Below are 22,843 nucleotides of genomic sequence, written 5' to 3' on the forward strand. Positions count from 1 at the left end.
GAATATTAGTATTTGTTTTCAACGTCTTATATGATTTTGTCGATTGACAGCGCGACGCTTCTCAGGCATCATTTCTGTATAACGCGGAAAGTGTGAGAGCAGGCTTCGGCCCTGCCACGTGCACATCGCAGTTCCCTGAAAATTCGAAAAGGTCTCCGGCGCATGGCAGCAAGCCCGCGCGCTGCGACCTCCGCGCGTCGAGCAGTCCGCTCGATCGCGGAGAGCCGCTCGGCGCAAAAAATTCCAGCTGCTCGGCGGACGGCTTCGAGCGACGTCGCGATGAAGAAGGCGGCCGTTGCCGATGCCGCGGAAACGAAACCGCTGAAGATCTCGAAACCCAAAAAGACGACCGAACGTCCCGCCACTCCGACGGAAGATGACACAGCCCCGCGCCTTGCGGCCGGCTCCCCGCAGGGGAGTCGCAAGGCGCCTACTAAGAAATCTCTCGTTCAGCGCGTCTACAACACGATCGACGGCGAGCTGACGAAACTCGAAAAGCAGAAGGGGCTGACGTCCCAGGATCGCGAGCGCGCATCGCGGGCTCTGTCGCAGATGGTCAACGCATTGGAGAAAGCCGTTGAGATGCAACGCGAGATGACGAAACGGAAAACGACGGGAGCAGGCGGAGCAAGGACCAAGGAGGCGCTCGCGCATGCGGAAGACCTACGCCGCGAAATTGCGGAACGTCTTGAGCGCCTCAATCGCAAGCGGGCGCCTAGCCGACGATCTGAATGAGCTGACCCGCGCCGAATTGGAATTCATCGCCCACGACTGGGAAATCTGGGCGCGAGACGATCAGCTTGCGCCCTCTTTGATGGCGCCCTGCGACTCTGCTCCGCAGAGCCGGCCGGAAGCGCCGGACTTGTTGGACGAGGCTCGCGAAACATCGAGCTCACCCGGCGGCCGGCTACCCGCAGGGGAGTCGCCGGGTGCAATCAATAAAGCCTGGCGCGTGTGGCTGCTCCTCGGCGGCCGTGGTTCGGGAAAAACGCGAGCAGGCGCCGAGTGGGTGAGGAGTCTTGCTTGCGGCGGCGAAGCAGCTGCGTCCGCGGCCTCTCGGAACGCGAGTTCGAAGAACGATCCCACAAGCCCGTGCTCGGCGGCCGGCTCGCGGAACGCGAGTCGCCGAGCACAACAAATAAGAATAGCGCTGGTTGGAAAGACCTTGGCCGACGTCCGCAACGTGATGATCGAAGGCCAGTCCGGTCTGCTCGCGATCCACCCCGCGCATGAGCGGCCGGAGTTCGAACCGTCGAAGCGGCGTCTGACATGGCCGTCGGGCGCAATCGCCGAATTGTTCTCGGCCGACGAAGCCGAAGCGCTGCGCGGTCCGCAGTTCACGGCCGCGTGGTGCGATGAGCTTGCGAAGTGGCGCGGCGCTGAGAGGGCCTGGGACATGCTGCAGTTCGCACTCCGTCTCGGCGATGCGCCGCGCGTCTGTGTGACGACGACGCCGCGCAATACCAAGTTGCTGAAACAGATCATCGCTGACGAGACGACCGTGACTGTCAATCTAGCCACCGCCGACAATACGACGAACCTCGCGCCGTCGTTCCTCGCGGAGATGACGCGGCGCTATGCGGGCTCGGCGATCGGTCGCCAGGAATTACTCGGAGAGATTGTCGAGGACGCCAGCGATGGTTTATGGCGGCGGCATTGGATCGAGGAAGCGCGCGTCGAGGCGGCACCAGAAATGCAGCGCATCGTCGTCGCGCTCGATCCGCCGGTCACCGCGACGGCGTCATCGGACGCGTGCGGAATTATCGTTGCGGGATTGGGCGTCGATAAGCGCGCTTACGTTCTCGCCGATCGCACGATCCAAGGCCGAACACCTGAGATCTGGGCGAACGCGGCGCTGGGCGCGTTCGATGATTACGAAGCCGACCGCATGGTGGCGGAAGTCAACCAGGGTGGCGATCTCGTGATCTCGGTCTTGCAGCGGTTTCGAGAGAATTTCCCCGTCGTGAAGGTTCGCGCCACGCGGGGAAAATGGGTTCGCGCCGAGCCGGTCGCGGCGCTCTACGCGGAAGGCCGCGTGGTGCACGTCGGACGCTTCGATGCGCTCGAAGATCAGATGTGTTCCTTCGGCGCCGACGGCACGATGCGCGGCCGCAGCCCAGACCGCGCCGACGCGCTCGTCTGGGCGATTACCGATTTGCTGTTGAGCGACACGATGAAGCCCTCAGTGCGGATGCTTTAGCACCACCACCGTCATGCCGACGAAGAGCCTGCCCCCGCGAAGGCCGGGGTCGGCACCCAGTCAACGATCCACATCTGCTGTATCGCGGGATGGCTGGATCCCGGCCTCCGCCGGGATGACGGCAGCAGAGAACGACACTGGCAGCGAGAGCGCATCGTTTCGTTCAGTTGTCATCCTCGGGCTCGCCCCGAGGATCCATTGGGCGATCGCGCAGGTGCGAAATGGATCCTCGGCATGAAGCCGAGGATGACATGCGTCGAATTCGAATTCCAAAGGACAGGTCATGTCGCTGATCACGGAGGCGCTGTCGCGCTGGCTGCCGGAGGCATTGTTGGCACGCGGCGACTCGCGTTCCGCAATCCGGCCGCCGCGTGCGATCGATGATGCGCGAGGGTCGTCCAACAAGGCCGTGCCCGGCGGCCGGCTCCCCGCAGGGGAGTCGCCTGGCACAATTAAAACTTCCGTGCCCGGCGGCCGGCTCGCGGAACGCGAGTCGCCGGGCACCATCAAAAGCTCAGCTCCAGACACGAACAACAAGGGTTCCTCCGTGGGTCCCCTCATCGCCTATCACACTCTCGGCGAGCCCGTGTGGGCGCCGCGCGACTACGCCGCCTTCGCCCGCGAAGGCTTCATGCAGAATGCCATCGTCTATCCGCAAGCCGTCGCAGAAGCGCGGCGATTGACAGGCGCGAGCGGTCGCGTGGCGGAAGCCGATTTGCCGATCGTTCTTGACGATGGGCTCGCGACGTCAATTGCCGAAAGCTGGCTCTACGAAACCTGGGCGACGCGCGAATCCGCAACGTTCAAACTGCCACCGTCTACGCTCGCACTGGAACCCGGCGACATTGTTTCAGCTGACATCGGCGGTCGGATCCGTTTGTTACGATTGACCGATGTCTCTGAGCACGGCATCCGCGATATTCAGGCGTTGAGCATCGATCCGAGCATTTACGATCAGATCGACGTTCCGGCGCGCACGGCAACGCCGCCGCCGCTTGTGCAGATCGGCCCGCCCGCAGTCGCGCTGATGGACTTGCCGCAGTGGAACGCGAGCTTCGATGCCTCGTCGGGTTACGCAGCGACGATGCAGAAGCCGTGGCCCGAGAGCGTGGCTTTGTTCGCGTCGCCACAGGAAACGGGTTACCAGTTGAAAGCAGTGGCGACGGCGGCGGCAACGCTCGGCTTGACGCTCGACGATGTTCCACCGGGGCCCGAGGGCCGCATCGATCGCAGCGCATCGTTTCGTGTCCGTCTGACGAACGGCGCGCTATCGTCCGTCGATCTCATCGCGATGCTCGCAGGCGCTAACCTTGGGGTACTTCGTAACGCCGACGGCGATTGGGAGATCATTCAATTCCAGATCGCGGAGTTGGTCGATGCGCAAACCTATCGCTTGAGCGGTTTGCTGCGAGGGCAGTTCGGCACCGAAAGCGCGATGACGGAAGCGCTCGCGAGCGGAGCGCAGTTCGTACTGCTCGACGGTGCGGTGGCGCGCGTTCCGCTGCAGGAAAGCGAGCGCAAGCTGACGCTCAATTGGCGTTACGGTCCAGGCAATCGCAACATCGGTGACGCGTCCTACGTCACCGTACCATTTATGTATCAAGGGTTGGGATTGCGGCCCTTGTCGCCCGTGCATGTCAAAGGCACGCGCGTTTCAGGCGACATTCGTTTGTCGTGGATCCGGCGCTCACGGACGGGTGGCGACAACTGGGAACTGCCCGAAGTGCCGCTCGGCGAGGAGAGCGAAACCTACGAGATCGATATTCTCGACGGCATCACAGTGAAACGCACACTGACGGCTTCGACGCCAAACATCATCTACACCGCATCCGATCAGATCACCGACTTCGGCAGCGTTCAATCAAGCGTTGTCGTCAAAATCTATCAGACCAACGTCCTCTTCGGCCGCGGTGCGGCGCGCTCTGCCGTCGTTTAGGCAGAGCCGTAAATCATCAGATCGTCATCCCGGCGCAGGCCGGGATCCAGACAACCATCCACGATTGCTCTGCAGAGGCTTGTCTGGGTGCCGACCTCCGTTGGCATGACGGAGATTCTGTAAGCGTCGTCGAGGAAATTTCGAGGAACGATAATGGATCAACCGGCGTGGCTTGCGGCTGCGTGGGCCGAACTTGGCGTGCGTGAAATTCCCGGCGATGCGAACGCGCCGGAGATCCTGCGCTATTTCCGCGACGCTGGTGACGATGACGTCAAAACGGAAACGACGCCATGGTGCGCGGCGTTCGCCGGTGCCATGCTGGAGCGCGCTGGCGTTTTCAACACGGGCTCACTGCTCGCGCGCTCATATCTCGAGTGGGGCACGGCGCTCGACGATGCGCGGCTCGGTGCCATCGCTGTTTTCTCGCGCGGCGATGACCCGACTGCCGGGCACATCGGCTTCGTCATCGGCGAGGCGGCGGGCAAGCTCTATCTCCTCGGCGGTAATCAAAGCGATGCCGTGACGGTTGCGAGTTTCGAGAAATCGCGTCTGCTCGGGTTGCGTTGGCCGCAAGACGAAAGCGAAATTCCAACGGCAGACGGCAGCATCTTCGCCAAGGCGCTCGCTCACGTCCTCGAAATGGAAGGAGGATTTTCCGACGACGCCTACGATCCCGGCGGCCCGACGAACAAGGGCATCACACTCGAAGTCTATGCGGGTTTCAAAGGTCAGACGCTCGATGCCACGTCGCGCGACCGGTTGATCGCAGAACTGAAATCCATTCCCGACGCAACCGTCGCCACCATTTATCGGCGCCGCTATTTCGACCCCGCCGATTGCAGCGCGTTCACCCCGCCGCTGGCGCTCATGCATTTCGATGCTGCGGTCAATCACGGCGTCGGCACCGCGATCCGCATGCTGCAGCAGTCCGTCGGCGTAACGGTCGACGGTGAGATCGGTCCCCAGACGCTTGGCGCCATCGGAGCGCGCAACGTTGTCGATCTCATCGAAGTCTACGCCGACATCCGCCGCGCCCGCTATCGCGCTCTGCCGCACTTCTGGCGGTTCGGCCGCGGTTGGCTGAAACGCGTCGATGCAACGTTGGCCCTCGGCAAATCGTGGGCAGCCACTGACGGCATCATCCGCGGACTGATGGAGCCCGCACAAAACGCAAAAGGAGAGACGACAATGAGCGACACATCGACCATGGTCACGACCGACGACAGCGCCAAATGGTGGGCGCAATCAAAGACCCTCTGGGGAACTGTGATCACGGCGGCGGCGACCGTGCTGCCGCTTTTGGCCCCCGCAATCGGCGTCTCGCTGCCGGCCGATGTTATTCAGACTTTCGGCGACCAAGCCATAACGGCGGCCCAGGCCGTTACCGGTCTCGTCGGCACTGCGCTCGCTATTTATGGCCGGTTTACGGCATCTTCCGTCCTCAGCATCCGCAAAAGTTAATTGCAAATTGGGAGGGGAGGACGAACTCCAGTATTCATCGGCCATTCAACAGGCTAATCTTAACTGGTCTGATTTTTCCGGAAGAGACGTATGGTCGGTTTGGGAAAAGCGGCGGCGTTCGGGGCTGCGGCAGTCTTGCTGCCGTGGAGTACCGCCTGCGCTCTCGACTGCATGACCGACTGGGGTATGGCCGGACAAATCGTACGCCGGCAAAATCTGATAACGGTAGAGGAGGTTTCCCGGTCGCTGGCGGCCGACGGAGTGGGCGTACTCGTCAAGACGACGCTGTGCCGGTCAGACGAAGGATATTTTTATCGCCTTGTCATCAGAAGTCCGACGGGACAGTTGAAGACGGCCGTTATGAATGCCAAGAGCCGCTAGCCGGTTCGTTGTTGCGGATGGAAGGCGCGGCCAGCGCGTTCTGTAATCCGCGGCATTCCGTAGGAGGGGAGGGATACGCCCGTGCGTGCACTTGTGGTCGAGGACGACAAAGATCTGAACCGTCAGCTTTCCTCAGCGCTATCGGACGCCGGCTTCGCCGTAGACACAGCCGCTGACGGCGAAGAGGGCTATTTCCTCGGCGATACCGAACCTTACGATATTGTCATTCTCGATATCGGCCTGCCGAAGATCGACGGCATTTCCGTGCTGGAGCAGTGGCGCCGCAGCGACCGCAAGATGCCGGTCATCATCCTGACCGCACGAGACCGCTGGAGCGACAAGGTGGCCGGCATGGACGCCGGCGCCGACGATTATCTGGCAAAACCCTTCCACATGGAAGAGCTTCTGGCCCGCGTCCGCGCTCAGGTGCGCCGTGCTTCCGGTCATGCCAAATCCGAGATCGAGTGCGGTCCGATCCGGCTCGACACCAAGTCGGCGCGCGTGACCTGCGAAGGCAATCCGGTCAAGTTGACGTCGCACGAATTCCGCTTATTGGCTTATCTGATGCACCATAACGGCCGCGTCGTCTCGCGCACCGAGCTGGTGGAGCATCTCTACGATCAGGATTTTGATCGCGATTCGAACACGATCGAAGTATTTATCGGCCGTTTGCGGAAGAAGATTCCAGGCGATGTTATCCAGACGGTCCGCGGTCTTGGATACCGCATGAGCCAAGGACCGGATGAGGCTTAATTCACTTGCGCTGCGCCTCTTTGCGACCTCGGCAGCGTGGACACTTCTGGCGCTGCCGCTGGCCGGCTACATCATTTACGCGCTTTACCGCGAAGATGTGCAGCTGAGCTTTGACGCTCAGCTGAAAAAGCTTCTGACGCAGATCACCATCGATAGCATGAGCACGATGGGCGACCAGCCCGTCATTCCGCCGAACCTCTACGAGCCGCTTTTCGAAGTCACGCAATCCGGCTGGTATTGGCAGATCCGGCCAATCGACGGCGCGCCGGGGCGAACGCTCGTATCGCCCTCGCTTGCGACTGCCGTGCTGCCGTCTCCCTATGATCGCAAATTCCCCACCGACGATACCGGCACGCGCTGGATGAACGTACCCGGCCCGACCGGCACGACGATCCGCATTCTAGAATTCATCGACTCTCCCGGTCACGATCCCGATAAGACGAAGTATTCGATCATCGTTGCGGGTCCGATGGACTGGTTCGAGGCGACTGTCGCCAAGTTTCGAACGCGTCTGACGAGCGCGCTGGCGCTTGTCGGATTGGGCCTATTGGCCGCGACGGTTTTTCAGGTCCGCTTCGGCTTATTGCCGCTGCGCCGTGTCGAGAAAAGTCTGGCAAGTATTCGCTCGGGTCAAGCCGAGCGTCTCGAAGGCAACCTTCCTGCCGAGATCGAACCGCTGCAAGTCGAGCTCAACGCGCTGATCGAATCCAACCAGGACATCATCGATCGCGCGCGCACCCAGGTCGGCAATCTGGCACACGCGCTCAAGACTCCGCTCGCGGTCATCACCAACGAAGCGCATGAAGACGACAGCCAGTTTGGCAGCAAGGTCGCCGAGCAAGCGCGCTTGATGCGCGATCAGATCAGCCATTATCTCGACCGCGCGCGCATCGCTGCGCGGACGAACACTATCGGCCGCGTCACGCCGGTCGACACAACCGCCGGTCCGTTGATCCGCGCCCTCGAACGGATTCACCAGGACAAAGGCATATCGATCGACTTTGCAGTTCAGCCAGGCGCCAAATTCCAGGGCGAGAAGCAAGACCTGGAAGAGATGCTGGGCAATCTGCTGGATAATGCGTGCAAGTGGGGAAAGACGCGCGTCTACCTTGCCGCGACCGTCAATAGCCAAGACACCACGATGCGCCGGAAACTTCGAATCACGGTCGAAGACGATGGACCGGGATTATCTGCAGAACAGCGCGCGAAAATCGGCAAACGCGGTTTACGTCTCGATGAGACGAAGCCCGGCTCGGGCCTTGGATTGTCCATCGTCAGCGATCTGGCCTCATCATATCGCGGAAAACTGCGCCTCGACGCATCCGAGCACGGCGGTTTGAAAGCTGTTCTCGATCTTCCTGCCGCCTAAAGTTCAATTGGCGCACATGTGGCGGCGCAGCATCGAACTGCGGTGGGGATTTGCCCGAATTGTGGTGGATTTCCGCCTTGTCGAAGGCACAATATCGGTCTAGCCAAGTCCAGGGACTATGCGCCGATGGGGAAAAGCGGCGCGAGGGGATGAACCGATAATGGGGTTTACCATGCGCATCGCGCGCTTTTCGCTGCCGCTGCTGGCGACGATCGCCATGCTGGGGGGCTGCAGCAACGGCAACGGCGGGGTCGATAATACAAATACCGGTCTCGTCATAGGCAGCATCACCGGCGGCCTTCTCGGCAATTCCGTAGGCAAGGGCGACGGTAAAGTCGCAACTACGATCGCCGGCGCCGTCGTTGGTGGCATTGTCGGCAGCCAGATCGGCAAAAGCCTGGATGAACGCGATAGGCGCTATGCCCAGGAAGCCGAATACGACGCGCTTGAGCGTGGCCAATCGGGCGTATCGCGCGAATGGCGTGATCCCGACACCGGTAACTATGGCGAAATCGTGCCGAGCCGCCCCTACAAACGTGGTGTTGCCGACTGCCGCGATTACACCCATACGGTCTACATCGACGGCAAGCCGAAGCAGATGCGGGGAACCGCCTGCCGGAGTGCTGACGGTCAGTGGCAGTCTGTGGGCTGACGCACTGCAGCAAAACACGGGAAACATTTCCATAATTTAACCGGTCCGCGACAGATGGGCTGCCGCGAGCTTTGACTGCTTGCCTGGACCGGCGCGCGATCCTATTCCCTCCACAAAAGCTCGAGGATCGCGCGGCGATGGTTTTTTGGATTTTAGTGGCTGTACTCGTGGCGGGCGTCACGCTGGCCATCGTAAGGCCGCTGATGCGCCCCGCCGAGCCGGCCGGCGCTACCGCTGACGCCGATGTTGCGGTCTACAAGGATCAGCTCAAAGAAATCACGGCCGACGAGGCGCGCGGCACCCTCGGCGCCGCCGAAGCTGAAAGCGCCCGTGCCGAGATCGCACGCCGCCTGCTGCGCGTGACGCAGGACAACCCCAAATCCACGACGGCCGCTGAGGCGGCAATGCGCAATCGATTTATCGTTCCCGTCTCGATTCTGACGTGCATCGCCTTGCCGGTCGTCAGCCTCGCGCTTTATCTCGACTATGGCAAACCCGGCATGCCGGCTCAGCCGCTCAGCGAACGGTTGGCCGAAGCCAATGCGACCAGTACTCCGAACGATCTGATCGCCAAGGTCGAGCAGCGTCTTCGCGAGCATCCCGAAGACGGCAGGGGCTGGGATGTCATTGCCCCCGTTTACTATGCGATGGGCCGTTACGCTGACGCTGCTGATGCCTATCAGAAAGCCGTCCGATTGATCGGCGAAGACCCGAAGCGCTTGCAAGGGTTTGCGAACGCTCGGATCCGGATGGAAAACGGCATCGTGCCCGACGATGCGCGCAAAGCGCTGCAGCGCATTCTCGTGCTCAATCCGAACGCCACAGAACCGAAAATCTGGCTAGCGCTTGCGAAGGAGCAGGACGGTCATCTAACCGAAGCCGCGGCTGACTATAAAGATCTGATCTCGAAAGCGCCTCCCGATGCTCCGTGGCGTCCGGTTCTGGTGGAGCGCCTAGCTAAGCTCGATCCGCAGAGCGCCGCTGCTTTCGCAAACGATAAGAGCGCCGTGAAAGCGCCCGCGGCGGCGTCCGGCATGCCGTCCGGTCCCGAAGCCGGCGCCGTTATGAATATGAAGCCCGAGGACCGCCAGGCCTTCATCACGCAAATGGTCGATAATCTCGCGGCACGACTTAAGACGGATGGCAGCGACGCAAACGGATGGGTCAAGCTCATCCGCGCGTATCAGGTTCTCGGGCGTCATGACGACGCCGTGAAAGCGCTAAACGATGCCCGCGTTTCTCTAAAGGGCAATCAAGGAGGACTGGCCCAGGTCGAAGATCTGGCCCGTCAGCTAGGCCTCGGAAGTTGATGGCAACGTAAGATCCGCTCAGGGTTCTCATGACACGCAAGCAAAAGCGCGGAGTATTGATCGGAGGCGGCGTCGCGACACTCGCGATTGCGCTGATCCTCGTGCTCTTCGCTCTGAAAGACAGCATCGTCTTTTTTCATACGCCGAGCGATATCGTCGAAAAGCACGTTCCGCCCGGACAGCGCATTCGCCTTGGTGGCCTCGTCGAGAAGGGCTCCGTCATTCGCGGCCAGGGCACGACGATCAAATTCAAGGTCACAGATACGCTGAAGGATATCCCGGTGACATTCACGGGCGTCCTGCCGGACCTGTTCCGGGAAGGACAGGGTGTCGTGACTGAAGGCGTCCTCGACGGCCACGGCGGCTTCAAGGCCGACACGGTGCTGGCCAAGCATGATGAAAATTACATGCCACGCGATGTCGCGAAGGCGCTAGAAGCAAAAGGCGTGAAACTCGGCGCCAGCGCTCACCCCGATCAGATGAAGGCAGAGATGCCTTAGAAGGATAATGCCGTGATCGTCGAACTCGGACATTTCGCTCTCATTCTCGCACTGCTGGTTGCCGTCGTGCAGGTCATCATTCCGGCCTTCGGCGCGGCAATCAAAGACGAGCGCATGATGCGCGTTGCCGAACCCGCCGCCATATCGCAGCTCTTGCTGATCGCGGTCGCGTTCTTCGCTCTGATGCACGCTTACGTGACGTCCGACTTTTCCGTGCTGAACGTTGCCGAGAATTCGCATTCGACGAAGCCGCTGATCTACAAAATGGCGGGCGTCTGGGGCAATCACGAAGGTTCGATGCTGCTCTGGGTGCTGATCCTGGCGCTGTTCGGCGCGGCCGTCGCGCTGTTCGGCAACAATCTGCCGCCGACGTTGAAGGCCCGCGTTCTCTCCGTACAGGCGTCGATCGCCGTCGCGTTCCTGCTCTTCTCGCTGCTGACGTCGAACCCGTTCGTTCGTCTCGATCCGGCGCCGTCGGACGGCAACGGCCTGAACCCGATCCTGCAAGACCCGGCGCTCGCGTTCCACCCGCCGTTCCTCTACACGGGTTACGTCGGCTTCTCGATCGCATTCTCATTTGCAATCGCCGCTCTGATTGAGGGCCGCATCGACGCTGCCTGGGCGCGCTGGGTGCGTCCGTGGACGCTCGCCGCCTGGATGTTCCTGACGATCGGCATCTCAATGGGGTCCTGGTGGGCCTATTATGAACTCGGCTGGGGCGGCTGGTGGTTCTGGGACCCTGTCGAAAACGCTTCCTTCATGCCGTGGCTCGCCGGAACGGCGCTGCTCCATTCCGCGCTCGTGATGGAAAAGCGCGAAGCGCTCAAGATCTGGACGGTGCTGCTTGCGATCCTGACGTTCTCGCTGTCGCTTATGGGCACCTTCATCGTCCGTTCCGGCGTGCTGACGTCCGTGCATTCGTTCGCCGTTGATCCGGCGCGCGGCGTCTTCATCCTCGCCATTCTGGTGTTCTTCACCGGCGGCGGCCTTGCGCTCTTCGCCTTGCGTGCAAAGGATATGCAGGCTGGCGGTCTTTTCCAGCCGATCAGCCGCGAAGGCTCGCTCGTTCTGAACAATCTGCTGCTCGTCACGGCGACGGCGACGGTGCTCGTCGGTACACTGTATCCGATGGCGCTCGAAGGCCTGACGGGCGAGAAGATCTCGGTTGGGCCGCCGTTCTTCAACATGACGTTCGGCCCGCTGATGATCCCGCTGCTGATCGCGCTGCCGTTCGGACCGATGCTCGCCTGGAAGCGCGGCGATCTGCTCGGCGCCATGCAGCGCTTGGCCTTTGCCTTCCTCGCGGCGCTCGTCACGATTGTCGCCGTCTTTGCCGTCGAGCATCGCGGGCCTTGGCTCGCGCCGTTCGGCATTGCGCTGGGTGTCTACGTGATGGTCGGCGCCATCGTCGAATGGGCAAACCGCGTGAAGCTCGGTTCCGCTGGGCGCGATGAAGTCATGCGTCGCGCATCAAACCTGCCGCGCTCGGCCTACGGCACGCTGTTCGCGCACTTCGGCATCGGCATGCTGATGGTCGGCATCGTCGCGACCAGCGCCTACCGCGAAGAGCACATCCTGGCGATGAAGCCGGGCGACAAGGTCATGGTTGATGGATATGAGCTGACATTCACCAAGGTCGAACGCGGCCGCGGCCCGAACTACACCGAGGACATCGCCGACTTTAACGTCAAGCGTAACGGCGAGACCATCGCGACGCTCCAGCCAGCGAAGCGCCTCTACGATGCGCCGCCGCAGCCAACGACGGAAGCCGGCATTCATGCGGCGTGGCGTGGCGACCTTTACGTCGTCATCGGTGATGGCCAGCCGGGCGGCGGTTACGCCGTGCGCGCCTACTTCAACCCGCTCGTCCGGTTCATCTGGCTCGGTGCGCTGTTCATGTTCCTGGGCGGCGGCATCTCGCTGTCCGACCGGCGACTGCGTGTCGGCGCTCCGTCGCGTCCGCGCCCCATCGTTGCGGTTCCGGCGGAGTGATGAGCGTGCGGCGGCCCTTGGCAATTCTGGCGCTGGCAATTTGGGCGGCACTTGCTGCAGCTCCCGCGGCGTTCGCCGTTCAGCCGGGCGAAATGCTCTCTGATCCGGCGCTGGAAAAGCGCGCGCGCAACATCTCGGCCGAACTGCGCTGTCTCGTCTGTCAGAACCAGTCCATCGACGACAGCGACGCGCCGTTGGCAGGAGACCTACGCCGCCTCGTGCGCGAGCGGATCATGGCGCATGACAGCGATCAGCAAGTGCTCGACTATATCGTCGCGCGTTACGGCGAATTCGTCCTGCTGAAACCCCGGTTCGAGCTATCGACCCTGCTTCTATGGCTAACGCCGATCTTCGTCCTCCTTGCCGGCATCGTGTTGATGATCCGCGCCACCCGGCCGGCCGCTCCGACCACCGGCACGCCGTTGACGGAACAGGAAAAAGCCAAGCTTAATGAGATCCTTGCGGCCAAGGATCCGTAAGCCGTTTTGCGCCCCGGCGAGGCGTTAGATTACCAACAGTTAACGTCCCTGACATGCTGCCGTAACCCCGGTTCCGCTAGGCGTCATAGTAAGGCTCGCGAAGCCTGCCTTTCAGCTGGAGACCCTGGGATGCGATTTCCGCACCGCTTGTCGACGACGTTTTCTTCAAAATTGACTTCAAAGTTTGCCCCGGCATCGGTCGCGATGCTGGCTGTTACAGCGGTGGGATTTGGACTGGCGGTGCCGTCTCACCCTGTGCGCGCCGAGTCCGGCGCCCAGACAATTCAAACGCCATTCGGCCGCGCGCCGCTCTCCTTTGCCGACATCGTCGACAAGGTGAAGCCGGCGGTCGTTTCCGTTTCCGTCATCAACGACGGCGGCGCCTCGAAGCTTGCTTCGAACGAGAAGGGCGATAAGGACAAGAAGAATTTTTCGCTTCCCGATCTGCCGCCCGATCATCCGCTGCATGACTTCTTCAAGAACCTGCCGAAGGAATTCGGCCAGGAAGCTCGCCCGAAGATCGTCCAGGGCCAGGGCTCCGGCTTCGTCATCACGCCGGATGGTTACGTCGTCACGAACAATCACGTCATCGACGGCGCCACCAAGATCCAGGTGAGCTTCGACAACGACGAGACGAAGTATGATGCGAAGCTGATCGGCACCGACCCGCGCACCGACATCGCGCTCATCAAGATCGAAAGCAAGAAGACCTTCCCGACGATAAAGCTTTCCACCAAGCCGCCGCGCGTCGGCGATTGGGCGTTGGCTGTCGGCAATCCGTTCGGTCTGGGCGGCACGGTCACCGCAGGTATCGTGTCGGCGCTCGCACGCGATATCGGCTCCGGCCCCTATGATTACCTGCAGATCGACGCCGCTGTGAACCGCGGTAACTCGGGCGGCCCGACCGTCAACCTCGATGGCGACGTTATCGGTGTTAACACAGCGATCTTCTCTCCCTCGGGCGGCAACGTCGGCATCGCCTTCGCTGTTCCTGCGAACACGGTCGCCGAAGTCGTCAAGCAGTTGAAGGCCGACGGCTCGGTGAGCCGCGGCTGGCTCGGCGTCAAGATCCAGAACGTCGACGAAGACACTGCCGCCAGCATCGGACTTTCCGAGGCGCACGGCGCGTTCGTCAGCGAAGTGACGCCGAACGGCCCGGCTTCGAAATCCGGCATCAAAACTCAGGACGCGATCCTGCAGGTTAACGGCGAGAAGATCGCCGACAGCCGCGACCTTGCTCGCAAGATCGCCGAACTGGCGCCGAACTCGAACGTCGACGTTAAGGTGTGGCGCAACAATGCCGAAGAGACGATCAAGGTGAAGCTCGGCCTGTTCCCGAAGAACGCCGAAGCGGCGATGAATGGCGACAACAATGACGACAACAACGGCAACAGCAACGACGACGACGCTAAGTCGGTCGACCTGAGCCAGCTCGGCATCACGTTGATGCCGGCACGTACCGGCAAGGATGCTCAAGGCAAGGATACGCAGGGCGTTGCCATTGCTGAAGTCGATCCGACGTCGGATGCGGCGGAGAAAGGCCTGAAGCCGGGCGATGTCATTCTTGAGGTCTCTGGCCAGGCTGTGTCCTCTCCCGACGACGTCATCTCCGGCATCAAGAAGGCGCAGGACCTGAAGCGCACCGCGGTTCTCCTGCACGTCAAATCGGCCGACCAAAAGCGCTTTGTCGCTGTTCAGTTGACCAAAAAAGGTTGAGGTAGCGCGCTATGACGAACTCGAGCAGCTCCGTCAACCAAACGGCGGGGCTGCCTCGACGTTTGGGGGACATCCGGTTAAACAGTGAGCGGAGAGAAGACGAAGGTCGGACACAAACCATGCGCGTGCTGGTAATAGAAGACGATAAAGAAACCGCGCTTTTCCTGCAGAAATCCCTGAAAGAGAACGGTCATACGGCTGATCTGGCTCATGATGGCGAAGCGGGCCTATCGATGGCGACCGACGGCGCCTATGACGTATTGATCGTCGACCGGATGTTGCCGCTGCTCGATGGCCTTTCGCTGATCAAGTCCCTTCGAACGGAGGGCAATCGAACCCCTGTGCTTATTCTGTCGGCGCTTGGCGAGGTCGATGACCGGGTGAAGGGCCTGCGTGCGGGCGGTGACGACTATCTGACGAAGCCCTACGCTTATTCCGAGCTTCTGGCCCGCGTCGAGATTCTCGGGCGTCGGACGGCGCCGGAAGAGCAGCAAACCCGCTATTCCGTCGGTGACCTCGTGCTCGACCGGCTTTCCCATCGCGTAACGCGCGGCGGCGAACACATCCTGCTGCAGCCGCGCGAGTACCGCCTGCTTGAATATCTGATGCAGCACGCCGGGCAGGTCGTGACCCGCACCATGCTCCTGGAGCACGTCTGGGACTATCACTTCGATCCGCAAACCAACGTGATCGATGTCCATGTTTCGCGGCTTCGGGCGAAGATCGACAAGAACTTCGACAAGCCGCTGCTGCACACGGTCAGGGGCGCAGGATACACCATTCGTGACGGCCCGGTTTGATCGCGTCGCAAAAGCGGCATCGACGACAACCTTCGGATTGAGCGCGTTGGCCGTAGCGTTCTTTTTGTTCGCTGCGGCAATCGTTGTCGGCTTCCTGTTCTGGCAGACGAACAAGCTCTTTACCGATCAAGTCCTAGCGACCCTGTCGGCCGAGTCCCGCATCTTGTCTTCCGAGTTGAAGGTTGGCGGCCAGATGAAACTGGTCGAGACCGTCACGGCGTTGTCGCGGCCGCAAGGGACGGGGCTCTATTATCTCGCTGACAGCACTGGGGCGAAGATCGCCGGCAATCTCAATCGCATTCCGCCGGAGCTGGAAGCCGATAGTCCTGGCGGTGTATTCAATTACCAGCCGACGGACGACGAAGGGCCGTCGCATCTCGCCGTGGCCATTCCTGTCGATCTCGGCCCTAATCTCCACCTCCTCATCGGCCGCGATGTCGAAGATCAGCGCGCATTCGCGAATTCGATCCGCTTTGTCTTTCTGCTCGGCTTCGGCGCCCTTTCGATCATCGGACTTCTGGGCGGACTGGCTGTCAGTCGCCTCATCGTCAACCGCATGGATCAGATCACGGCCGCAAGCCGCCAGATCATGGAAGGCGATCTCTCGCGGCGCATTCCGACGACGGGCCGGGGAGGCGAACTCGACGCGCTTGCAAACAATCTCAACGAGATGCTGGAACGCATCGAGGGCCTGATGAATGGTCTGCGCGAAGTCTCAGACAACATCGCCCACGATCTCAAAACGCCGCTTAATCGCATGCGCAACGCCGCCGAAGCCGCTCTTCGCGATCCGCGTGGCGAAGAGGCCTATCGCGAGGGCCTTGAACGCACGATCGAAAAGGCTGATGACCTCATCAAGACCTTCAACGCGCTGTTGTTGATCGCACGGCTGGAAGCCGGTCCGCTCGAAGACAGCACCGAAACGTTCGATCTGGGACATTTCGTTGCCGACGTCAGTGAACTTTACGCTCCCGCCGCCGAAGAGGCAGGCTTCAATCTGACGATCGACGTCGAGCAGAATGTGTTCGTCCGCGGTAACCGGCAACTGATCGGACAGGCCATCGCCAATCTCATCGACAACGCCATCAAGTATTCCCGTGGCGGCGAGCCTGGAAGCGCCATCACCGTGCGCGCCTATCGCCTTGAGGGCCGGCCCGTGATCTCGGTCGGCGATCATGGCCCCGGCATCGACGAAATCGACCGCGAGCGCGTGCTGAAACGCTTCGTTCGGCTGGAAGCGAGCCGCACCAAGCCGGGCACGGGCTTAGGGCTTAGCCTCGTTGCGGCGGTCGCCCGCCTCCATCATGGCGAAATCCGGCTTGAGGATAACCAACCGGGCCTGAAGGTCGTCCTTCTCCTGTCGCAAAGGTGCCTCGTTGCAGTGCCCGATCAGGAGGGTGACGCGGCACCCGGGCTTGCGGCACAATGAGGGGATGGATCAGTCTCTTCCCCCAAGCTTCGCCGAACGTATATCCGAATCGCCGAAGAGCCCCGCTGACGGTCGCGGCGCCGAACGCTTCCAATCCCTGAAGGCGGAAGCCGCGGCAGCCTGCCCGCAACTCGCGGAACTTCTTCTCAATTCCGATGTCGAAAATCTGCTGACGGGCGTCTTCGAAGGTTCGCCGTATCTGACGACGCTCGCGAACCGTGATCTGGCGCGCCTCGCACGTATTTTGTCCGAGCCTCCGGCCGCGCGCTTTCAAAGCCTTACCGACGAACTCGTCGCGGCAATGCAGGCGGCCTCGGACCTAGGCTCCGCCAAACGCGCGCTTCGCATCTACAAGTCAGAGGTCGCGCTGCTGACGGCACTGGCCGATCTTGCAGGCGTCTGGCCGGTGATGACGGTCACCCGGACGCTGTCGGACTGCGCCGACACCGCTGTCGGGACAGCTGTCCGCTTTCTGTTTCGCTTGGCGTCGGCGCGCGGGCAGTGGCAGCCGCTCGAAGCGGAAAGTCCCGAACGCGACTCCGGCTACTTCGTGCTGGCCATGGGCAAGCTCGGTGCCTTCGAACTCAACTACTCAAGCGACGTCGATCTGACGGTCTTCTTCGATCGCGACAAGGCGCGGCTCGTGGGCGACGGCGACGTGCAATCGTTCTTCGTCCGGTTGACGCGCGATCTCGTGCTGCTGCTCGATGAGCGCACACCGGATGGATATGTCTTCCGCACGGACCTGCGCCTTCGGCCCGACGCCGGGGCGACGCAAATCGCACTCTCGACCGTTGCGGCCCATGGCTACTACGAGACCGTCGGCCAGAATTGGGAGCGCGCCGCGATGATCAAGGCCCGGCCGATTGCCGGAGACCTCGAAGCCGGTGCCGAATTCCTCTCCGAGCTGTCGCCCTTCGTCTGGCGCAAGTATCTCGATTTCGCGGCGATCGCCGATATCCACGCCATGAAGCGCCAGATCCACGCGCATAAGGCGATCGGGCCGATCTCGGTCGCCGGACAGAACTTGAAGCTCGGCCGCGGCGGCATTCGCGAAATCGAATTTTTTGCGCAAACACAGCAATTGATCGCAGGGGGCCGCCAGCCCGATTTGCGCGTCAGCAGCACGCTGGACGCACTGGCAGCGCTTGAACGGCGCGGCTGGGTGAAGGCTGACGTTCGCGCCGATCTTGATGATGCCTATCGCTATCTCCGCCGTCTGGAGCACCGCGTGCAGATGGTCGCCGATGAGCAAAGCCACGAAGTTCCGGGAGAGCCTGCAGCGCTTGAGTCTTTTGCGCATTTCGCGGGATATGCCGATGTGGCGGAGCTTTCCGCTGCTTTGCTGCCAGTGCTGGAAACCGTCGAGAAGCACTACGACGGTCTGTTCGAGGAACCGCCGCAGCCGTCGTCGCCTGCCGGTGCCAATCTTGTCTTCGCCGGAGCCAAGGACGATCCGCGCACGCTGGAAGAGTTGAAGCGCCTTGGATATTCGCAGCCGACACAGGTTCTGGCCATCGTGCGAGGCTGGCACCACGGCCGCGCGCCGGTCGTCAGGTCGCCACGTGCACGCGAACGCCTGACGGAAGTCCAGCCGCTGCTGATCGAAGCGCTTGCCGATACGGTCGATCCTGACGGGGCGATTGCGAGCTTCGACCGTTTTCTCGCAGAGCTTCCCTCTGGCGTGCAGCTTTTCTCGTTGCTGAAGGCTCAGCCAGGGTTGATCCGGCTGTTCGCCGACATCATGGGCTCCGCGCCGCGCTTGGCTCACATCCTGTCGCATCGCCGGCGGCTACTGGATGCCGTGCTCGATCCGCAGGTTCTGGGCGGCGATTTCAATGGCGCTGCCATCGACGACGTCGTCGTAAAAGCCTTCGCCGCTGCCCGCGCGACAAGCGACGGCGATCCGATGCAGGAGATCCTCGATACCGCCCGGCGGATCGGCAGCGAGCAGGCCTTTCTGGTCGGCGTCAGAATTCTTGCCGGCAGCATATCGGCGACCGAAGCAGGCGTCGCTTACGCAACGATCGCGGAGCGCCTGATCGCGGCCCTGCTGGGCGAGGTCACGCGCGAGATGGAGCAGGACCACGGCCGTGTGCCGGGCGGGGCTGCTGCTGTCATCGCCATGGGCAAGCTCGGTGGCCGCGAAATGACGGCGGCGTCCGACGTCGATCTCATCTTGATCTACGATTTTGATCCGGCGGCCGAACAATCGGACGGGACAAAGCCGCTCGCGCCGCCGCATTACTACACGCGCCTGACGCAACGCCTCATCACCGCCATCTCGGCACGGACGGCGGAAGGGGCACTTTACGAGGTCGATATGCGCCTTCGCCCTTCAGGTCAGAAAGGGCCTGTCGCGACGCGGCTTTCGAGCTTCACGAACTACCAGGCCAGCGAAGCCTGGACGTGGGAGCATATGGCCATGACGCGGGCCCGCATCATCGCCGGCTCACGCGAGTTGTCCGGACGTGTCGAAGCCGAGATTCGCAAGGTCCTGACGGCCAAACGCGACCGCGCCAAGATCGCCGCGGACGTCCTCGACATGCGCCGCCGCGTCGAAGCCGAGAAAGCGACCTCGGATATCTGGGATCTGAAGCAGGTTCGCGGGGGACTCGTCGATCTGGAGTTCATCGTTCAGTATTTACAACTGGTGCATGCCGCCAAGCATCCGGCAGTCCTCAATCAGACGACGCTCGCAGCCCTGGCTGCGGCCGCATCCGAGGGTGTTATCCATAACGATGACTACCTGCTGCTGGCACATGCCGGTCAATTGCTGCACGATCTGACGCAGGTGCTCCGATTGACCATCGAGGGGCCTTTCGACCCCGCATCGGCGCCGAAAGGCCTGAAATTGCTCCTGGCCCGATCAGGAGATACAACCTCTTTTGAAGACTTGGAAATAAAGTTGAAACAAACGCTTGCAGACGTAGCGGAGGCCTTCAATCGGCTGATCGTCTAGGGTTTTTACGGCCCGGCGACGGATTGTGGCAGGCTGAGACGTTCTTGCGATAACCGACACGGAAAGCCGTCTTTCGGGCGGCAGCATCCGAGGCGTTGGAGCGCAAGGCAGGCGAATAGGATGTCGAGGGGATTAGTGGCGGCAACGAGGACGGATGGCACTCCGGCCGCACCGCGACCGGCGGCCGAAAGCCGAGCCGATGAGGCGATGCTCGTTGCCGCGGTGGGTCGCGGCGACGGCGACGCCTTTCGCCTGCTGATGGCCCGCCATCTCGGAAGCATCGTTTCCGTGGCGCGCCGAATGCTGCGGGACGATGCGGAGGCGGAAGACTTGGCGCAGGAAGCTTTCTTGCGACTGTGGCGTTCGAGCGGAACGCTGGAAATTGGCCCGGCCGGCATTAGGCCGTGGCTGCGTCGCGTGGTCTCGAATTTGTGCCTCGACCGCGTGCGCGGTCAGGGGCGCGTGTCGGTGGTTGAAGAATTACCCGAGGTTCCCGAGCCCGCAAAACAGCTCGCCGGCCTCGAAAGTCAGGATACGCAGCGCCGGGTTGAAGCGGCGATGCAGAAACTGCCGGACCGGCAGCGCCTTGCGCTCACGCTCTTTCATTTCGAGGGGCTGAGCCAGATCGAGATCGGTCAGGTCATGGGAGTGTCGGACGAAGCTATCGAATCTCTGCTCAGTCGGGCGAGACGGCAACTGAAGACGGAATTGAAATCGGAATGGGAGTCGCTGCGAAATGATAGCGAACTCTGAAGTGCGGGAGACTGCAGACAATGTCACGCAATAGTTTAGGCCCTGTGGGGCTCGATAGACTGGAGGCGGCGCTCGATACGTACGGAGCAGACCGTACGCGATGGCCTGCACCCTTGCGTCTTACGCTATCGGGCTTAATTGCGGGCAATCCCGACGCCCACAAAATGCTGAAGGATGCCGAGGCTTTCGATCGGCTGCTGGACAAGGCTCCGCAATATGATGCGACGCGCCTCTCTAAGTTGAGCGACCGCATCGCGGCGGCAGCGGAACGTCAGCCCCGGCTCGTCACGAGCCAGGAGCGTTCGCCAGCGGCAGCTGTTCGGCCGGCGTGGCCCACGCTTCGCCGTCACCATGGCTTGGCTGCGACGGCTCTCGCTGCATCCCTCGTCCTTGGCGTATTCGCCGGTCAAATGAAGGTCTTCACGTCGACCGCCGATGCGCTTCTCGGTGAAGATGGCTCTTCGTCCACCCTCAGCCGGCAGATTGCCTTTACGGACGATGGTGACAGTTTTGTAGACGGGGATCTGCTGTGACGGTCAACGTCGATCAATCGCGACCGGCAGCGGATCGGCCGCGCTGGCTTTATCCGGGCTTTATTGCGTCGTTGGCCTTGAACCTGCTGTTCATCGGCTTGTTTGCGACCGCCGTTTGGCATCATCACGAAGAGGAGCGAAAGAGGGACGAAGGGTTCCTTGGTTTCGTCAAACAGTTGCCTGCCGATAAGCAAACCATGATCCGGCAAAAGGTGATCGAGGCGCGCGCGTCCATGAAAGGTTTGCGCGACAACGTGCGCAAGACATGGACCGATGCCAACGCCATGCTGACGGCCGAGCCATTCGACAAAGATAAATTTTTGGCAGCACTCATGCAGCTTCGGACGGCCGAGAATGCTTTCAAAGGCGCGATCTATACGAGCGTCGCGAGTACCGCAGCCGAGTTGACGCCAGACGAGCGCAAGCTTCTGCAGGAATGGCGAGCGAAGCGTCACGCATCGATGCTGAAACCGCCTGGACCGCCACGGCCAGACGACGACAGGGCAAAATAACAATAACGGCGGCGACCATGTGGACGCCGCCGTTATGCTTTCTTCAGGCCGCCATGGCGAAAAGGTCAGGCTGAACCGCGCGCTGAAGGCGCACGCTTGTTGTCCACTCGCCATTTTCCGCAACTGAACTCGTCAGCTCGGCACCTGACAGCTCGCAGAATGTGCGCGCCAGGATAATTCCGAAGCCGTCTTCCGGCTGCACGTCGATGCCGCCGATCAGCGTCAGTGAGAGATATACAGCTTCGCTGGCGACCTTCGTTTCAATCCGCAACTCAGAGCCCGGAGCCGCACGACGGGTGGCTTCTGCAATGAGGTTGATGAGCATCTGGCGCGTCGCCTGATGGTCGCCGACGATCTCGGCATCGCCTTTGACGTCAATCGCGATGGCAATAGATTGTGCCGCAAGATCGGGGGCGGCAAAGGCGCAAGCGTCGTCGACGATCGCTCGAATCTTGCTCGTCTCGCGAGCCCGCTTGCGCTCAGGAGCCGTCAGCAGCGCCGTGATCGCCAGCGCGTCTTCCGCCGACTTCAGCAGGATGCGACCACTCGTATGAATATCGCGGGCGTAGCCGCTGTAGCTCGACCCGAGAGGCCCGAAAACTTCGTTCGTCATCAGCTCCGAAAAGCCGAGCACGGCGTTAAGCGGCGTCCTGAGCTCATGGCTCATATGGGCCGTCAGCCTGGCCCAGGCCGCGCGATCCAGGCCCGGTTGCGCCGCGGGCGTGCCTAGAAGCTCCGGGAAGCGCATTTGGCGCCCGGTATCGGTGTTGAAGGCCGAGCGGTGGTCCAGCTCGCTGCGCTTCTGCGTGGCGTCCGCGCCATCCCGCGCAAGCGGCTGCCACGGCAGCATCACGACCAGGGCGGCAAGCCCTGCGCCAGCCACGAAGAATACGGTCGAAAGCATATCGGGGCTGAGCTGGGGAATGATGGCGCCGGCTGCCGTCAGCACGGCGGCGAGAACCAGAAAGAGACCGCGGTTTGGAAAAGTCCGGCTTGCGGCGGCTGCGTAGAGTGCGCCGGTGTGATGTGATCCAAAGCCGCCGAACGCGGCAATACTTCCCCGTTGAGGAACGGACCAAGTCCGAGCCATCCTCAAATTCCCCTG

The 22,843-nt window shown here is 61.7% G+C and carries 20 protein-coding genes; 19 read left to right on the plus strand and 1 reads right to left on the minus strand.

What is annotated here, in order from left to right:
* The first annotated feature begins 162 nt into the window (after positions 1-162).
* The 19 genes from RLW55_RS14315 to RLW55_RS14405 all read left to right on the plus strand — a co-directional run bounded on the left by RLW55_RS14315 (position 163) and on the right by RLW55_RS14405 (position 21,738).
* The gene (locus RLW55_RS14315; protein ID WP_423414529.1) at positions 163-735 is read left to right on the plus strand and encodes a hypothetical protein; all 573 of its coding nucleotides are present in this window, start codon (positions 163-165) and stop codon (positions 733-735) included.
* Positions 653-2,200 carry a DNA-packaging protein gene (locus tag RLW55_RS14320; RefSeq protein ID WP_423414530.1) on the plus strand — a complete coding sequence of 516 codons (1,548 nt, stop codon included), beginning with the start codon at positions 653-655 and terminating at the stop codon, positions 2,198-2,200. The genes RLW55_RS14315 and RLW55_RS14320 overlap by 83 nt, the downstream gene beginning before the upstream one ends.
* Positions 2,201-2,483: 283 nt before the next feature.
* Positions 2,484-4,136: a phage tail protein gene (locus RLW55_RS14325; protein ID WP_423414531.1), complete on the plus strand. Its 1,653-nt coding sequence runs from the start codon at positions 2,484-2,486 to the stop codon at positions 4,134-4,136.
* A gap of 153 nt (positions 4,137-4,289) precedes the next feature.
* Entirely contained in the window at positions 4,290-5,597 is a 1,308-nt protein-coding gene (locus RLW55_RS14330; RefSeq protein WP_423414532.1) for a TIGR02594 family protein, read from the plus strand.
* A gap of 90 nt (positions 5,598-5,687) precedes the next feature.
* Positions 5,688-5,978 (plus strand): hypothetical protein, encoded by a 291-nt coding sequence (locus tag RLW55_RS14335; protein WP_423414533.1) that lies wholly within the window; start codon positions 5,688-5,690, stop codon positions 5,976-5,978.
* A gap of 81 nt (positions 5,979-6,059) precedes the next feature.
* Positions 6,060-6,731, plus strand: coding sequence for a response regulator transcription factor (locus RLW55_RS14340; protein WP_013947991.1), 672 nt, complete (start codon positions 6,060-6,062; stop codon positions 6,729-6,731).
* On the plus strand, positions 6,721-8,100 hold the full coding sequence (locus tag RLW55_RS14345) for a sensor histidine kinase (protein ID WP_409560107.1): 1,380 nt from the start codon (positions 6,721-6,723) through the stop codon (positions 8,098-8,100). Before RLW55_RS14340 ends, RLW55_RS14345 begins: the two co-directional genes overlap by 11 nt.
* 160 nt (positions 8,101-8,260) lie before the next feature.
* Positions 8,261-8,752, plus strand: a complete 492-nt coding sequence (locus tag RLW55_RS14350) for an RT0821/Lpp0805 family surface protein (protein WP_013947989.1) — start codon at positions 8,261-8,263, stop codon at positions 8,750-8,752.
* Positions 8,753-8,889: 137 nt separating this feature from the next.
* The gene (gene ccmI / locus RLW55_RS14355; RefSeq protein WP_423414534.1) at positions 8,890-10,062 is read left to right on the plus strand and encodes a c-type cytochrome biogenesis protein CcmI; all 1,173 of its coding nucleotides are present in this window, start codon (positions 8,890-8,892) and stop codon (positions 10,060-10,062) included.
* A gap of 29 nt (positions 10,063-10,091) precedes the next feature.
* Complete coding sequence (gene ccmE, locus RLW55_RS14360; RefSeq protein WP_013947987.1) at positions 10,092-10,562, plus strand: cytochrome c maturation protein CcmE; 471 nt, start codon at positions 10,092-10,094, stop codon at positions 10,560-10,562.
* Between the two features lie 12 nt (positions 10,563-10,574).
* The gene (locus RLW55_RS14365) at positions 10,575-12,554 is read left to right on the plus strand and encodes a heme lyase CcmF/NrfE family subunit (protein WP_423414535.1); all 1,980 of its coding nucleotides are present in this window, start codon (positions 10,575-10,577) and stop codon (positions 12,552-12,554) included.
* A complete protein-coding gene (locus RLW55_RS14370) occupies positions 12,554-13,033 on the plus strand; it encodes a cytochrome c-type biogenesis protein (protein ID WP_409560103.1) in 480 nt (159 codons plus the stop codon). Before RLW55_RS14365 ends, RLW55_RS14370 begins: the two co-directional genes overlap by 1 nt.
* A gap of 129 nt (positions 13,034-13,162) precedes the next feature.
* Positions 13,163-14,749, plus strand: coding sequence for a Do family serine endopeptidase (locus tag RLW55_RS14375; RefSeq protein ID WP_409560102.1), 1,587 nt, complete (start codon positions 13,163-13,165; stop codon positions 14,747-14,749).
* A 119-nt stretch (positions 14,750-14,868) separates the two neighbouring features.
* Positions 14,869-15,549, plus strand: coding sequence for a response regulator transcription factor (locus RLW55_RS14380; protein ID WP_029670984.1), 681 nt, complete (start codon positions 14,869-14,871; stop codon positions 15,547-15,549).
* Positions 15,533-16,978 (plus strand): ATP-binding protein, encoded by a 1,446-nt coding sequence (locus tag RLW55_RS14385; protein WP_423414536.1) that lies wholly within the window; start codon positions 15,533-15,535, stop codon positions 16,976-16,978. Before RLW55_RS14380 ends, RLW55_RS14385 begins: the two co-directional genes overlap by 17 nt.
* 4 nt (positions 16,979-16,982) lie before the next feature.
* On the plus strand, positions 16,983-19,940 hold the full coding sequence (locus RLW55_RS14390) for a bifunctional [glutamine synthetase] adenylyltransferase/[glutamine synthetase]-adenylyl-L-tyrosine phosphorylase (RefSeq protein ID WP_423414537.1): 2,958 nt from the start codon (positions 16,983-16,985) through the stop codon (positions 19,938-19,940).
* Positions 19,941-20,075: 135 nt separating this feature from the next.
* Positions 20,076-20,693: a sigma-70 family RNA polymerase sigma factor gene (locus RLW55_RS14395; RefSeq protein WP_409560099.1), complete on the plus strand. Its 618-nt coding sequence runs from the start codon at positions 20,076-20,078 to the stop codon at positions 20,691-20,693.
* A gap of 20 nt (positions 20,694-20,713) precedes the next feature.
* Positions 20,714-21,226 (plus strand): hypothetical protein, encoded by a 513-nt coding sequence (locus RLW55_RS14400; RefSeq protein ID WP_409560098.1) that lies wholly within the window; start codon positions 20,714-20,716, stop codon positions 21,224-21,226.
* Positions 21,223-21,738 (plus strand): periplasmic heavy metal sensor, encoded by a 516-nt coding sequence (locus tag RLW55_RS14405; protein WP_409560097.1) that lies wholly within the window; start codon positions 21,223-21,225, stop codon positions 21,736-21,738. Before RLW55_RS14400 ends, RLW55_RS14405 begins: the two co-directional genes overlap by 4 nt.
* Positions 21,739-21,781: 43 nt before the next feature.
* On the opposite strand, the gene RLW55_RS14410 is transcribed toward RLW55_RS14405, so the two are convergent.
* Positions 21,782-22,828, minus strand: coding sequence for a sensor histidine kinase (locus RLW55_RS14410; protein WP_423414538.1), 1,047 nt, complete (start codon positions 22,826-22,828; stop codon positions 21,782-21,784).
* Positions 22,829-22,843 lie beyond the last annotated feature (15 nt).

The organism is Hyphomicrobium sp. B1, assembly GCF_049532635.1.
In the GTDB taxonomy this organism is placed as follows: domain Bacteria; phylum Pseudomonadota; class Alphaproteobacteria; order Rhizobiales; family Hyphomicrobiaceae; genus Hyphomicrobium_B.

Coding starts and splice junctions, on each gene's coding strand:
- RLW55_RS14315 (WP_423414529.1), top strand. CDS start 163: ATGGCAGCAAGCCCGCGCGCTGCGACCTCCGCGCGTCGAGCAGTCCGC.
- RLW55_RS14320 (WP_423414530.1), top strand. CDS start 653: ATGCGGAAGACCTACGCCGCGAAATTGCGGAACGTCTTGAGCGCCTCA.
- RLW55_RS14325 (WP_423414531.1), top strand. CDS start 2,484: ATGTCGCTGATCACGGAGGCGCTGTCGCGCTGGCTGCCGGAGGCATTG.
- RLW55_RS14330 (WP_423414532.1), top strand. CDS start 4,290: ATGGATCAACCGGCGTGGCTTGCGGCTGCGTGGGCCGAACTTGGCGTG.
- RLW55_RS14335 (WP_423414533.1), top strand. CDS start 5,688: ATGGTCGGTTTGGGAAAAGCGGCGGCGTTCGGGGCTGCGGCAGTCTTG.
- RLW55_RS14345 (WP_409560107.1), top strand. CDS start 6,721: ATGAGGCTTAATTCACTTGCGCTGCGCCTCTTTGCGACCTCGGCAGCG.
- RLW55_RS14350 (WP_013947989.1), top strand. CDS start 8,261: ATGGGGTTTACCATGCGCATCGCGCGCTTTTCGCTGCCGCTGCTGGCG.
- ccmI (WP_423414534.1), top strand. CDS start 8,890: ATGGTTTTTTGGATTTTAGTGGCTGTACTCGTGGCGGGCGTCACGCTG.
- ccmE (WP_013947987.1), top strand. CDS start 10,092: ATGACACGCAAGCAAAAGCGCGGAGTATTGATCGGAGGCGGCGTCGCG.
- RLW55_RS14370 (WP_409560103.1), top strand. CDS start 12,554: ATGAGCGTGCGGCGGCCCTTGGCAATTCTGGCGCTGGCAATTTGGGCG.
- RLW55_RS14375 (WP_409560102.1), top strand. CDS start 13,163: ATGCGATTTCCGCACCGCTTGTCGACGACGTTTTCTTCAAAATTGACT.
- RLW55_RS14380 (WP_029670984.1), top strand. CDS start 14,869: ATGCGCGTGCTGGTAATAGAAGACGATAAAGAAACCGCGCTTTTCCTG.
- RLW55_RS14390 (WP_423414537.1), top strand. CDS start 16,983: ATGGATCAGTCTCTTCCCCCAAGCTTCGCCGAACGTATATCCGAATCG.
- RLW55_RS14400 (WP_409560098.1), top strand. CDS start 20,714: ATGTCACGCAATAGTTTAGGCCCTGTGGGGCTCGATAGACTGGAGGCG.
- RLW55_RS14410 (WP_423414538.1), bottom strand. CDS start 22,828: ATGGCTCGGACTTGGTCCGTTCCTCAACGGGGAAGTATTGCCGCGTTC.